Origin of the sequence: Pseudomonas sp. B21-041, assembly GCF_024748675.1 — a bacterium.
Lineage (GTDB): Bacteria > Pseudomonadota > Gammaproteobacteria > Pseudomonadales > Pseudomonadaceae > Aquipseudomonas > Aquipseudomonas neuropathica.
This window is the reverse complement of record NZ_CP087175.1, coordinates 3,271,624-3,284,901: the sequence shown is the minus strand read 5'-3', so window position 1 is coordinate 3,284,901 and position 13,278 is coordinate 3,271,624. Positions and strand designations below refer to the sequence as shown.

General features: G+C 59.2%; 13 protein-coding genes and 1 pseudogene. 11 read left to right on the top strand and 3 right to left on the bottom strand.

The genetic code is table 11. The features are described 5' to 3' along the window. Positions 1-68 precede the first annotated feature (68 nt). The 9 genes and pseudogenes from LOY43_RS14645 (at position 69) to LOY43_RS14605 (ending at position 9,092) form a co-directional block, all read left to right on the top strand. Positions 69-1,055 (top strand): ATP-binding cassette domain-containing protein, encoded by a 987-nt coding sequence (locus LOY43_RS14645; RefSeq protein ID WP_095049034.1) that lies wholly within the window; start codon positions 69-71, stop codon positions 1,053-1,055. Then, positions 1,055-1,858 (top strand): ABC-2 family transporter protein, encoded by an 804-nt coding sequence (locus tag LOY43_RS14640; RefSeq protein ID WP_095126026.1) that lies wholly within the window; start codon positions 1,055-1,057, stop codon positions 1,856-1,858. The genes LOY43_RS14645 and LOY43_RS14640 overlap by 1 nt, the downstream gene beginning before the upstream one ends. Further along, positions 1,855-2,643, top strand: a complete 789-nt coding sequence (locus LOY43_RS14635) for an ABC transporter permease (RefSeq protein ID WP_095049032.1) — start codon at positions 1,855-1,857, stop codon at positions 2,641-2,643. The genes LOY43_RS14640 and LOY43_RS14635 overlap by 4 nt, the downstream gene beginning before the upstream one ends. Positions 2,644-2,706: 63 nt before the next feature. Continuing rightward, on the top strand, positions 2,707-3,507 hold the full coding sequence (locus LOY43_RS14630) for an amidohydrolase family protein (RefSeq protein WP_176471316.1): 801 nt from the start codon (positions 2,707-2,709) through the stop codon (positions 3,505-3,507). Continuing rightward, the gene (locus LOY43_RS14625) at positions 3,489-5,072 is read left to right on the top strand and encodes a M20/M25/M40 family metallo-hydrolase (protein ID WP_258708249.1); all 1,584 of its coding nucleotides are present in this window, start codon (positions 3,489-3,491) and stop codon (positions 5,070-5,072) included. The genes LOY43_RS14630 and LOY43_RS14625 overlap by 19 nt, the downstream gene beginning before the upstream one ends. Before the next feature lie 108 nt (positions 5,073-5,180). Continuing rightward, the gene (locus tag LOY43_RS14620) at positions 5,181-7,886 is read left to right on the top strand and encodes an AAA domain-containing protein (RefSeq protein ID WP_258708248.1); all 2,706 of its coding nucleotides are present in this window, start codon (positions 5,181-5,183) and stop codon (positions 7,884-7,886) included. A 51-nt stretch (positions 7,887-7,937) separates the two neighbouring features. After that, positions 7,938-8,072 (top strand): annotated as a pseudogene (locus tag LOY43_RS14615) (glutamine synthetase); the annotation flags it as partial. 77 nt (positions 8,073-8,149) lie between these two features. Then, positions 8,150-8,638, top strand: coding sequence for a DUF2867 domain-containing protein (locus LOY43_RS14610; protein ID WP_258708247.1), 489 nt, complete (start codon positions 8,150-8,152; stop codon positions 8,636-8,638). 91 nt (positions 8,639-8,729) lie between these two features. Then, positions 8,730-9,092, top strand: a complete 363-nt coding sequence (locus LOY43_RS14605; RefSeq protein WP_258708246.1) for a hypothetical protein — start codon at positions 8,730-8,732, stop codon at positions 9,090-9,092. Between the two features lie 86 nt (positions 9,093-9,178). Here the strand turns inward: LOY43_RS14605 and alaE are convergent, their stop codons facing one another. Together alaE and LOY43_RS14595 are read right to left on the bottom strand one after the other, a co-directional pair. Then, the gene (gene alaE / locus LOY43_RS14600) at positions 9,179-9,640 is read right to left on the bottom strand and encodes an L-alanine exporter AlaE (protein ID WP_220556220.1); all 462 of its coding nucleotides are present in this window, start codon (positions 9,638-9,640) and stop codon (positions 9,179-9,181) included. 37 nt (positions 9,641-9,677) lie between these two features. After that, positions 9,678-10,601, bottom strand: a complete 924-nt coding sequence (locus LOY43_RS14595) for a LysR family transcriptional regulator (protein ID WP_095126019.1) — start codon at positions 10,599-10,601, stop codon at positions 9,678-9,680. A 178-nt stretch (positions 10,602-10,779) separates the two neighbouring features. Between LOY43_RS14595 and LOY43_RS14590 the strand changes: the two genes are divergently transcribed. Beyond that, positions 10,780-11,427, top strand: a complete 648-nt coding sequence (locus LOY43_RS14590; RefSeq protein ID WP_093431462.1) for a hydrolase — start codon at positions 10,780-10,782, stop codon at positions 11,425-11,427. A gap of 175 nt (positions 11,428-11,602) precedes the next feature. Next, the gene (locus LOY43_RS14585; RefSeq protein WP_095049097.1) at positions 11,603-11,848 is read left to right on the top strand and encodes a hypothetical protein; all 246 of its coding nucleotides are present in this window, start codon (positions 11,603-11,605) and stop codon (positions 11,846-11,848) included. Positions 11,849-11,912: 64 nt separating this feature from the next. Here the strand turns inward: LOY43_RS14585 and LOY43_RS14580 are convergent, their stop codons facing one another. Then, positions 11,913-13,211 carry a carbohydrate porin gene (locus LOY43_RS14580; protein WP_258708245.1) on the bottom strand — a complete coding sequence of 433 codons (1,299 nt, stop codon included), beginning with the start codon at positions 13,209-13,211 and terminating at the stop codon, positions 11,913-11,915. Positions 13,212-13,278: the final 67 nt, after the last annotated feature.

Genomic DNA, 13,278 nt, shown 5'->3' with positions numbered 1-13,278 from the left:
CAGGGATCGCCACCGTTACATGCTGGCGTGTTGACTGAAGTGAGGGATGCGGGATTTCAAGGATAGGTATGTCAAAAGCAATCGAGCTGTGTGGTATCAGCAAGGTTTACGAGGTTTACCGGGCCCGTGACGACCAATCGCGCAGCCTGTTGCGTTACTTTCGTCGCGAGAAGACGTACGTGCCGGCTGTTACGGATGTTTCCTTCTCGATAGACGCGGGTGAAGTGGTCGGTTTTCTCGGCGGTAATGGCGCGGGCAAGACCACCACGCTGAAAATGCTCTCGGGTATCGTGCGACCGAGCGGCGGCCATCTTTCGGTATTGGGCCATGACCCGTTCAAGCGGCGCGCGGAGTTCCTCAAGTCAATCGCCCTGGTGATGGGGCAAAAGCAGCAACTGACATGGGATCTGCCGGCGCTGGAGTCCTTCCATCTTCATGGTGCGCTGTACGATATTGCGCCTGTCGAATGCAGGCGCCGGATCGATGAGCTGTGCCAGTTGCTGTCGGCCGGTGACATCATTCGGCGTCCAGTCAGGAAGCTGTCGCTGGGCGAGCGGATGAAATGCGAGCTCATCCTGTCGCTGCTGCATCGCCCGAGTATCCTGTTTCTCGACGAGCCGACCATCGGCCTCGATCTGGAGATGCAGGTCGCCATCCGCAAATTCCTCCTTGAGTACAATCGCGAGTCCGGCGCCACGATTATTCTCACCTCACATTACATGGCGGACATCGAGGCATTGGCCAACCGCGTCATTGTGCTGGACCAGGGACGCGTGGTGTTCGATGGCGCACGTCAGGCACTGGTCAAGGCGCACGTCAATGAACGCCAGGTCAGCCTGCGCTTTTCCTCGCAAGTGGGCAGTGACGAACTGAGCGTTTACGGCACTCTGCTCAGCCTGGACAGTGATAGTGCCGAGTTGTTGGTGCCTGAAGAGCAATTCGCCGACACCGTGGGGCAACTGCTGGCGAACTTTCCGGTGACAGACATCTCGATCCAGACGCCCTCCCTGGAGCAGGCGTTTCCGCGCCTGCTGCTGCCAAAGGAGCACGCGTAATGGTTGCGCTGGCTTCGTGGCCCGGCATTGCCGGACGCCTGCTGCGCACAAGCGTGCTGGTGACCGTGGTCTACCGGGCGCAGTTGTTTGTCTGGTTGATCAGCGGCGTCGCACCGTTGTTCATGATGATGATTTGGTGGGAGCTGTCACGGGACAAGGTCATCGGCGGTTATGCGCCCAGTGATTTCGTGGCGTATTTCCTCGGCATCTATCTGGTCAGACAGCTGACTGCCGTATGGGTCATCTTCGTTCTGAACGACGAAATCCGCCAAGGCACGCTGTCCGGTCGACTGCTGAAACCGGTCGCACCTTTCTGGTTTCACGTGGCAGAGCATTTGGGGCAGATGGTGGTGCGCGCACCGATCGTCATCACCGTGTTCTGTGTCGGCGCCTCGTTGTTTGCCATCGACCTGGCAGCTGTCGCCTGGCGATTACCGTTGTTCCTCGTCTCGCTGGTGCTGGCCTGGATCATTATTTTCCATATCTATTACTGCGTCGGCCTGCTTGCGTTCTGGATGGCCAATTCGCTGGCGCTGGATGCAATGGTCTGGTCGATGTACACGGTGCTGGGCGGCATGCTGATTCCGGTTGACCTGTTTCCCGAAGCGACCCGTCATCTGGTGGCGCTGCTGCCGTTTTCCGCCTCACTGGATTTTCCGGTCAAGGTGCTGATCGGCAAGGCCGCCGACGGCGATCTGCTGCAGGGGTTTGCGGTGCAACTGTTCTGGGTGGTGCTGCTGGTGGGGCTGCGTCGGGGGCTGTGGCGCCAAGGGTTGAAGCGTTTTTCGGGGGCCGGCATATGAACCTGCGACCGTTGAAAGTGCTGCTGGCGCTGATCAGGCATTCGATGCTTGCGGAACTGGAGTTTCGTATCAATGCCGTCACCAATGCCCTGAACACGGTGGTCGGGATGCTCCTGGCGCTGTACTTCCTTGATGCCATGTTCAGCGAAGTCGGAAGTCTGGGCGGCTGGAACCTGCATCAGGTACTGGCGCTGTTCGGCGTGGCTCTGGTGCTGGAAGGTTTGCTTGAGGTCTGGCTGTTTCCGAGCCTGCATGCGCTGTCGGAGCAAGTGCGCACCGGGGATCTGGACTACATGCTGGTGCGCCCGGTCGACAGCCAGTTTCTGGTGTCATGCTCGAAAATCAGCCTTTGGGAACTGCCCCGCGTATTGATCGGACTCGCGGTCGTTGTGTATGCGATGCACAGCGAAGGTGCGCTAGGGCTGGGCAATCTCGCGGCGTTTCTGGGGTTGATGGCGGCAGGGGTGGCGATTTTCTACTCGTTGTTCCTGATTACCTGCACCTTGTCGATCTGGTTTGTGAAGATCGGTGATGTCTGGATCATCAGCTACACGCTCATGGAGATCGCGCGGTTTCCGGTCACGGCGTTTCCGCAGACGATCCGCATGGTCCTGACGTTTCTGGTCCCGGTGTATTTCGTTTCCAATGTCCCGGTAGCGGCGGCGATGGGCATGGTCGGCTGGCAGGAAGTCATGGGCGCGCTGCTTTTTGCCGTCGCGTTTGTTTGTCTGTCACGGGTGTTCTGGCTGTTTGCGCTGCGCTCTTACAGCAGTGCCAGCAGCTAGCGCTTGAGAAACCGCGCAACTGGATGCGCGGCAATGAGGATCGTCTACACAGGGAAGTCTTCGATGAGTCGTTATTCCGGGCCTGTTTTCGACGCGCACGTGCACACCGAATTTGCGCGAACGGACAGTCTGCAAGCATTCAAGGCGCTGCAAGCGCGCTTCGACATCCGCGCATCCGTAACGGATTCGCATAACCCCGGTTGCGATGCCGGGCAGTTGCAGGCGCTGGGCGTGGCCAGGTGTGCGGTCATCGCTCAGCCTGAGTGGTCGCCAGCGTCGCTGGCGCAGGGACTGGCGCGCGGTATCTATGGGGCCATCAAAATCAATCTGGGATTTATGCATGTGCATGCTGACGATCCCAGGCTCATGCCGCTGTACGCTCTGGCGCGTGAGTTTGATGTTCCTGTGCTGTTCCACAGTGGCGACACAGGCTGGCATCGCTCCAAGCTCAAGTACGCCCACCCACTCAGCCTGGACGAGGTCATCGTGGACCACCCGGACGTGAACTTCGTTCTGGTTCACAGCGGTAACCCGTGGTTTACCGATGCCGCTGTGCTGGCGGCGAAAAACCACAATGTCTGGCTCGAACTCAGTTCGATCATCGAAGGATCGCTAAGCGACGTTTCGCAAGCCACGCTTGGCCGATTGATGGTCGAACCGATCCGCTGGATGCTCGATTACACCGGCAAACCGGAGCGGTTCCTCTTCGGATCGGGCTGGCCCAGCGTCGACTACCCTGGCTACGTGGCCGCGTGCGCCAGTGCCATCGACGAGCAGTATCACCGGCAAGTGTTCTTTGACAACGCCGCACGACTGTTCAAGTGGACGGAGGAAGAGGAGCCGACATGCGACGAGCGCTCCTGAAAAAAACCAGGCAAAAAAACTCTCGTGCCCCGGTGTTTCGCGGTTACCTGAAAAACAAGCTGCATGCGGCAGCGCTCGCCGACACCTGTCGAACCCTGGCCGGTGCCCGGTTTGCCGGGCGCGGGGCAGGGGAGCCCGGTGCGTGGCGAGCCTCCCTGTGGATTGCGCGAAAAGTACGGGCGCAGGGGTTGACGCCCTGGCAGGGCCGCCGGGGCCTGTTCCAGTCAGTACCTCTCGGTTGCGCGACGGCGCGATCCGGCGCCGAAAGTTGTCGGACGATTATTCAGGGTGATACCCGCTACGACCTCGAACAGGACGATGAACTGCTGATTCGCTCACAGCAAACCAGGGTTTGGCTCGACCACGCGCCTTTGGTCTTTGTCGGCTATGGCATTGTCGCTGCGCAGTTCGACTGGGACGATTACGCCGGACTGGATGTCGTCGGCAAAGTGGTCGTAGTGTTACCCAATGATCCTGGACGCAACAGCCCGGGAGGCGAACTGTTCCTCGGCCAGCGCATGAGTTACTACGGGCGCTGGGAATACAAGTACGAGGAAGCGGCCCGCCAGGGTGCGGCGGGCGTCATTATCGTCCACACCGATGAACTGTTCGGCAGCGCGTTTCACCTTGTGCAGGACGAAATGCGCCGGCCGTTTCGCTTTCTTCCGCACGCTGTGCGCAGTCGGCTGGATTTCGAAGGGTTCTGCAGTGAACGGTTTGCCCGGCGACTGTTAGCCGACGGCGGTGTTGACCTTGATGCATTCATCGCTGCCCCCAGGCCAATGGCGGGACGCCCGTGCCGGCTCGATGCACACCTGCAACTGCGGCTCGATTGCGACATTGTCATTCGGCATTGCCGGAATGTGCTGGCGATGAAAAAGGGCCGACTGTTTCCCCGCCAGTGTGTCCTGTTCTGCGCGCACCTGGATCACCTCGGCAAAACCGCCGACGGCAGAGGCTATTACCCCGGCGCTGTCGATAACGCGATCGGTGTGGCGGTCTTGCTTGAGCTGGCCAGGCGTCTGGCCGCCACGGCGCCGCTGCGGCGCACGGTGCTCTTTGCCTGGACGTCTGCCGAGGAGGTCGGCATGCACGGTTCCGCACGGGTCGCACAGTTGATCCGCGAGACGGGGCTGGATGTGGTGGCGGCGCTCAATGTCGATGGTTTCGTACCGATTGGCAGAACCCGTGACCTGTTTCTGGTGGACGGCGATCAGTCCGATTTGCCCGAGGTGTTTGTCAGCGCTGCCCACACCCTCGGGCGCAAAATCAGCCTCGATGAAGAGCCTTCGGCGGGATATTTTTTTCGCTCCGATCAGGCAAGTTTCGCCAAAATTGATATCCCCACGGTGCAGGTGAGCAGTGGCGACGATTTGCTCAAAGGAGGCATCGAGGAAGGCATGAAGCGGCATGATTTCTATGACTCGAACACCTACCACCGCACATCCGATACGTTCAACCGCTACTGGGATTTCGCCAGCCTCATCGCTGACGTCGACGTCCTTGAAGAAACCCTGCATCTGCTCGGCGACTCGTCACTGCGTCCGGCGCTGCGGGGGCGTTAACGGCCGGGCTATCGACCTTGTAGGCAATGATGGCAATATGTCACCTCTTGGAGAGGTAGCGTCCGGCGCGAAGCGAAGCCGGATGTCATGCGTATAGGGACGAGGAATATGGCTTCGATTCAGATGGATGGTGAGGACAAAACCGCAAAGATCAGCGACTGGGCGATTCGCTGGAGCGACAAAGACGCATTGCTGGAGCTGACCTGTCACTACCCCTCCAGGAAAAAATACACCCGCCCGCTCAGTGATTGCCTGGTTTCGCCCACCCGCGAGTTGAGCAATGCCTTGCTGCACCAGCGCGGCAGCACCAAGCCCATCGCCAGCGCTACGATTTACGGTGAGCGCTATGCCGTTGTGCACTACCCGGACAGTAAAAAGCCCTATGTCTACAAGATGGACGGCATCGGCTTTTCCGCTCCGACACCGATGAAGGACACGCCGGTCTTCCGCTATCTCACTACCGTGGCGAACGCGCGACAGCATCACGCCAAGTCGCAGAATGATCGTGAAATTGCCGACAATGTGGTGCGCCAGCTCGAAAAACTGCCGGCCATCGCTGGCACAGCCTTGCAAGCCTACTGTACCGGGCGCAACGGCACTCTGGCGCCGGGGCAGGGGCTCATCTATCCATTCGGGCTGAACGAGAGTCAGCTTCAGGCCGTCGAGCGGGCGTTCAGCGCGCAAGTCAGCGTAATCGAAGGCCCGCCAGGGACCGGCAAGACCCAGACAATCCTCAACATCCTCGCCAATATTCTGCTACGTGGGCAGACGGTCGCGGTGTTGTCCAACAACAATGCTGCTGTGGAAAACGTCTACGAAAAACTGGAGAAATACGGCCTAGGCCACTTGGTCGCGAAGCTTGGCAACCAGGACAAACGCAAGGCCTTCTTCTCCGACCTGCCTGCGTGGCCGTCAAGTGTGCCGGAGCCGGCACTTTCCCTGGATGAGATCCAGGCCTTGCTGGCCCGCTTGAAACAGCATCTCCAAAACCACAACAGGGCGGCGCAACTGCAAATCGAGCTGGACGAGTTGGTCATCGAGCGACGCTACCTGCAGCAGTGGCAGGCAGAAAGCGCTGTGCCGGTCACAGCCTCGCTCGACAAGTACGGCCTGACACCGCGCAAGACGGCGGACCTCATGGCCTACCTGGCTTACCTCGGCGAGCAGCGCATTCATCTCAAAGACCGTATCGAGCTACTGTTCAAATTCAGGATCTTTCGCACCAGGCCATTTGCCGACGGCGAGGCGCGGATGGCCGTTTTCCATGCACTGCAAATGCATTATTACGACCAGTCGCTGCGCGACAAAGAAGCGCAACTGCGCGAGTGTCGCGAAGCATTGGCACGCGCGAATTTCACGGCGCTGCTCAAAGAACTCACAACCGCTTCGATGCAGCATCTCAAGCGCCATATGCAACTTCAGGTAATGCCGTCGGACAGCTTTGATGTCAAAACCTACCGTGAGCGTTTCGATGCCTTTATGCAGCGCTTCCCAATCCTGGGCAGCGGCACGCACTCCATCGTCAATTCGATCGCGCCGGGAGCGGTCCTCGACTACGTGATCATCGACGAAGCCTCTTTGCAGGACATCGTGCCGGGTATCTTGCCGCTGGGCTGCGCCAAGAACCTGATTGTCGTGGGTGACAACCGCCAGTTGCCGCATATCCCCGTGAAACTTGGGCTTCAAGCGCCCGCCGAGGCCTACGATTGCGAGCGCTACAGCTTGCTGGATTCATGCATTGCCGTGTTCCTGGACGCGCTGCCCAGAACCCTGCTGAAAGAACATTACCGCTGCCACCCCAGGATCATCCAGTTCTGCAACCAGCAGTTCTACGACAACGCACTGGTGCCGATGACCGAGGACAACGGCGAAGAACCCCTGCGCCTGGTGGTGACCGCCAAGGGCAACCACGCCAGGCAGAACACCAACCTTCGGGAACTGGACTCCCTGTTGAAGGTGCTTGAGGAGGAGGGGCAACCCGTCGGAATAGACGGCGAAGGCCGCGGTTACATTGCCCCGTACAGGGCACAAGTCAACCTGTCCGGCACGCACTTGCCGGCGGATTTCGTCAAGGACACCGTGCACAAGTTTCAGGGGCGCGAATGCGACGAGATCGTGTTTTCCACGGTGCTCGACAAGAAGCGCTACAACCAGGCGCGTACACGCCTGGATTTCGTCGACGACCCCCGCATGATCAACGTGGCCGTTTCGCGGGCCAAACATCGCTTCACCCTGGTGACCGGCGACGAGGTGTTCACGGACAACAATGGGCACATCGCCGCGCTGATTCGCTACATCAGTTATTACGCGCAAGACGAGCAGATCGTGCGCGCGCCCGTGGTGTCGGCATTCGACTTGCTGTACCGCGAGTACAACCAGTCTCTGGCACGCCTGGACGCCCGCTTGCGGCCCGAGGATTCACGCTACAGGTCCGAGCAGATCGTGGCACAGTTGCTGCGCGAAGCGCTGTCCGCCCCGGCGTGCCAGGCATTGAAGTACCACACACAGATCCAGCTGGATAAGCTTGCATCGCCGGTTGGCCTCAGCTGGACAGAGCCGCAGCGAGCGTTCATGCGGCGCGCCAGTTGCGATTTCGTGATCTATTTCAAAGTGGGCAAGCAACCGATAGGGGTGATCGAAGTCGATGGCGGGTATCACGACCACCCCGTACAGGCAGCTCGGGACGCCATGAAAAACGAGATTCTGGCTAGAAGTGGCATTCCCATTCTGCGGCTGCGGACCGTTGAGAGTGATATTGAGCGCAGAATTGGCGACTTTATCGGGCAGTGGGCCAGTCCTGCAGATGGCGCATAAGCACTGGGGCAGAGGCCCTCAGATACTGAGGGTCTGCCCCCAATTGATCCGGGCAAGGAACCGATTGCGCCGCTGAATGAAGATCGCAGCAGCGGGATCGACTTCCCTAAAGAGATGTGCGAAGCCGTGCGTGCAATGCAGCCGCAGCCGCAGCCGCGTGGCGGGTTGGGCGCGGAGTTTGTCGATGATCTCCACAGTCGTTGCGCAGAGACGCAAGGAAAGTGATGCCGAGTAACAAATCGGCCCATTGAAAGGAATCATGTATGACCACCCCTTCATCTGCTCACACCCTGAGGGCATTGCCTGATCTTGATTACTATCACAGCCGATCGGTGCTGCTGCCTGTTGAAACAACCACTCTTGATGCCTGGAACTGCATGCGGGCCAAGCCGGGACTGGTCATGCGACTGGCGTTTCGAACGAGGGATGCGATTTCCTCGTTAGTTGGCGTGAAGCGCATCGGCGGTTTCTCTGGCGCCCGTCGAGAGGCAATACAGGCTGGCGAAAAGCTGGATTTTTTTCTGGTGGAGCATAGTGCCCCCGACGTGCTCGTTCTGAGCGTAAGAGACCGACATCTGGATGTCATGATCTGCCTGTCGATAACAGATCATGTGTTCACAATCACATCGTCTGTCGTAACGCATAACGTCTTTGGGCGCATCTATATGTTGCCGGTGGGCGTAGTCCATAAGGTGCTGATCAATAGGGACCTCGAGCGTCTCAAGCGGAATACAGGCGCCGCCCAAATGTAGTTAACGGTGCCAGCGCCGGGACAGCTACTGTGGGGCAGAGGCAGACGTTGACGGTGGAACGAGTAGAAGCAAGAAGATTTGGAGTGGAACCATGCAATGCACCTGCAACGGTAAAGACAACCTGGTAGATATCAGTCAGCGTTACACGGCGTTTGTCGCAGGAATGCGCTGCCTGGCAACGGGGGACTGGATCAAACTATTGCAATGTCCCGGGTGCGGGCAGTTTTGGCGAGCGGATGAGTGGGATAAATATCAAACCCTGTACGCCCGCAAACTGGACTCGCCCGAGGGCTGGGAATCAGCTGAAATGGAATCTTTGATAAAGCTACGCATCGTCGAGAATCATGGCGGTCTGGGTACATCTGCTTGTCTGGCGAAGGACTGCCAGCAACCTGTACTCAAGGGAAGAGCCTATTGCGTTGACCACTTTTATGAAACCGGAGCAAGAGCATGAACTGCTGAAACTGGCCAGTAGAGCGGGATTAAAGAACAGATCACGTTTTTCTGAATGGGGTCTTCCCTGAATTTTTCCCCCGCCACTCAACCCTTCAACGACATCGGCTTGTCCCCACCCGGCGGCAAACCAAACAGCTTCCGCACCCGATTAAGAAACGCCCCATAGGGTCGCCCCAGAGCCAGCATCATCACGGCCGCACCCAGTGTGCCGCGCACCAGACCTTCGCCCGATGCACCACTGAAGGCAATGATCGCGGCATAGATCGGCACCTGAAAACTGACCAGCGCGATGCTGTCCCATAACAACCTCGACACCCGAGCCTGACTGGCGCGCTTCATTAACCAATCGCGCCAGATACCGTAAGGTCTCGCGACCGGAATCATCAGGGCGGCTCCCAACAGGCGCGCGTGCAGAACCTGATCCCACGTCATGCCGGCAATCAAACGTTCATTGAGGATGCCGGTGGTGGTGAAAAACAGGATCAGCGCCGTGGTGTCTGCAATAAATGCAGTCCGACGCGTTGACTGTTGCAGGCGTTGCGGCACCTCAATTCCCCTTTCATGGCTTAGCGTTGATCTTTCCTCAGCTAGACGCCGGCGCTTCATCGTGCTGTGACAGCGGCTGCACGGCGAGGTGCGGCGATTCGCCGAAGTACTCGATCAGCAGATCCGTGAGCACGCGGATCTTGCGCGCGGGGTGCGGGCCCGGCGCGCGGAGGAGGTAGGCGCCGGCCGGGGGCGGTGGATGGTTGGTCATGATCGGCACGAGTGCACCCGAGGCAATGTGTTCGTGGGTGAGGCAATCGGGCAAGTAGGCGACGCCGAGGCCGGCAGCTGCGGCCGCGGCGAGGGCCGTGCCGTTGTCAGCCTTGAAGCGTCCTTGCGGGCGAACCGTGATGACCTTGTCAGCCGCCATGAATTGCCAGGCTTCGGTGCCTTGCATGAGCGCCTGATGAGCGTGCAGTTCGTCCGGGGTTTCCGGGGCGCCGTGCGCTTTGATGTAGTCGGGGCTTGCGACGAGCTTGGTGTAGACCGGGCCGATACGCCTCGCGATCAAGTTGGAGTCCTGCAGATAACCCACGCGAATGGCGCAATCATAGCCCTCGGTAATCAGGTCAACGAAGCGATCGCTGTAGCAGGTCTGCATGTGCAACTGAGGATGACGGCGAGCCATTTCCGCCAGCACCGGGGCGAAGTGTGTCGGCCCGAACGACAAGGGCACTGCTACGCGCAAGCGACCGCGCAGGGCGCCGGCGGGCAGGATGGTTTCCTTGGCGATGTCGATTTCGCTGCAGACTCGGGCGGCGTAATCGCGGAACGTCGCGCCGGCCTCGGTGAGTGATGCCCCGCGCGTCGAGCGTGCCAGCAGTTGCACGCCCAGTTCTGCTTCAAGCCGGGCCAGACGGCGGCTGACGATTGATTTCGAAACCCCGAGCCGCAGCGCTGCCTGTGAAATGCCCCCGGCATCGGCCACTTCGACGAAGGTTTGCAGTTCTTCGATATCCATTCTCGCGTTCCCCTTGGCGCGACACAGTTCGCCTCGGGATGCTACTACTGCCGCGAACAGGGGAACAGCACAATGGGTTTTCCAGGCACGGCGTCACTCGCGTGCATTCTGGAACCCTTAGCCGCACGGGCTCCGGCCGTTTCACCCGCGTGCGTTACCCATACAAAAGGACCTGCAAATGGCAAGCGAACCCATCCGTAACCCGCACACCGATCAACTGCTGACGCCCGACAATTCAGCGTTGATCATCATCGACTATCAACCGGTTCAGGTGTCCTCGATCCGCTCGATGCCACGGGATGAACTGGTCTTCAATATCACCAGCGTTGCGAAGGCGGCGCTCAACTACAACCTGCCGATCATCCACTCGACCGTCAATGTCGCGACCGGCCGCAACAAACCGCCGATTCAAGAGTTGCAAGCGGTGCTCGGCCATCTGCCAACCTATGACCGCACGTCGATCAACAGTTGGGAGGACACCGGGTTCAAGCAGGCAGTCAAAGCGCTCGGGCGCAAGAAACTGATCATGACCGCGCTGTGGACCGAAGCCTGCCTGACCTTCCCGGTGCTCGACGCCATTCAGGAAGGCTATGAAGTTTACGTGCCGGTCGATGCGGTGGGCGGCACGTCGCTCGCTGCGCACGAGGCGGCGTTGCGCCGAATGGAACAGGCGGGGGCGAAGCTCATCAGCCGGGTACAGATGTACTGCGAACTGCAGCGCGACTGGGCGCGCGAGGTGACCGTGCCAGGCTTTATGGGCGTGTTCGAAAACTTCGATGGCTTCAACGCTGAAAAGGCGCTGGAGGCGGCGGGCAACAAGGCCTGATTCACGAGGTGTTGCTGAAGGTGGCGTGGGCGATAGCCGGCGCTGCCTTCATTTGGCCTGTTTCAACGCTTGAAAATAATCTGAACCGCTGTCGGAGCCGCTCGCCTAATGATTAGCTTGTGGTCAATCGCACAGGCGATGTGTCAATAACGGCACACTCCGAGAGGTGGTCAACGTGGCTAAAGACGAAAAGAAAAGCAAAGACAAAGGTGACGCTTCGAAAGCCAGCAAGGACTTGAAAGACAAAAAGTCATCACCTGAGAAGAAATCAGCGGCAGCCTCAGCGCTTTCAAAATCTTCCGACAAGAAGGACAAGAAAAAAGACGCCGAGCCGAAGAAGTCGGCGAAAAAAGCCGATAGCAAGCCAGAGAAGGCCAAGGATTCGAAGAAGGCTGATAAGCCGGCCAAAAAGAAAAAGTGATCTTGAAGGCAAGAAAAAACCCGGCAATTCGAGCCGGGTTTTTTATTGTCTGCTTTTCGGGGCCTCAGAGCGCTGCTTTCATCTGCAAACCAAACACCAGTGCATTGTCGATGTCCTGCCCGGAAAACGCGCCCGGCTCGATGATGTACTGCACATTTGGGCGCAGGGTCAGCCAAGGCGTGGCCTGATAACCGTAGCCGAGTTCGATCAATTGCTCGGCGCTGTCCAGGTTCGGCAACGCCGTGCCGTTGCTCAATGCGGCGTCCTGCAGCACGTCACGGCTGCGCGGGTTCGGCACGGCGCGTCCGTAACCCAGGGCGACGGTGTCACGCGGGCGACCTTCGAACGGTTTGTACAAAACCACCCCGGTGCCATACCACTTGCTGAACGGCGACGCCGCTTCGCTGGCCGCCGAGTATTGGCCGAAGGCATGCAGGCTGCGGCCTTCGGAAGTTGGCGAGTTCCAGACCGCCTGATCGATCAGCAGATAATGACCGCCGCGACCGGACACTTCTTTGTCGCTGCCGATGCGTTTTACGTCGGAGCTGTCGTAGTAGTAGCCGAGCTTGTATTCGCCAGGCAGCTCGCCCGCGTGTTTGTAAACCAGCTCGATCGGCACCACGGTGCCGGTGGTGTGTTTTGGCCCGAGGTGCCAGGCACGGCTGGAGTTGCCGTTGCTTTCCGGGTCGACGTTGAACGCGGCCACGCGCAGTTGCCAGGAAGACGACAAGTCGTATTTCACCCGCACACCGAGGCGCGCATTGGGGTAGTTGGTCCAGCCGCTGCCGCCGGACATGTTCAGCGGATGGCCGCAGAAACCGGCGTTCATGAAGTTGCACAGAATGCCGCTGTCGAGGCCGCCGAGGTCGTTGCCCATGGCCATGTAGCCGAGTTTCACATTGAGTGCTGGAGTGAACAGCGTGCGCTCGTAACTCAGTTCGGTCAGGCGCGTGTACAGGCCACCGTAGTTTTCCTGGATCGGCAGACGGTTGCCGACCAGATCTTCCGAGGCGCTGTTGCCGCGACGATCGTTGATGGTCAACTGAACCTTGCCGGCATTGTCGACGCCGTACAGTTTGCTCAGGTCGAACTGCACGCCGAGCTTGATGTTCTGCGAGTAACGCGCCGAGCGATGCAAACCACCGTCGGCGTTGTAGGCCATTTCGCCGCTGTAGTCGCCGGTGAACTTGATGCCCTGTTCATCCATCTGGTGACGCAAGCCACCCCAGTCACCAGTGAGGGTGCTGCGGGTCAACAAATCGGAATCGTTGTCGGCCAGCGCGGGGAGGGCGGTGGTGCACGTCAGGCCCAGCAACAGGCCTTTGAACAGGTCGGAACGGGAAAAACCAACAGCCGATAGCATGTAAATCTTCCTGCAAAAAACATGAGCAATAGGGGGAAAGCAGCGCGGCACCCGAAGGTGCCGCGCT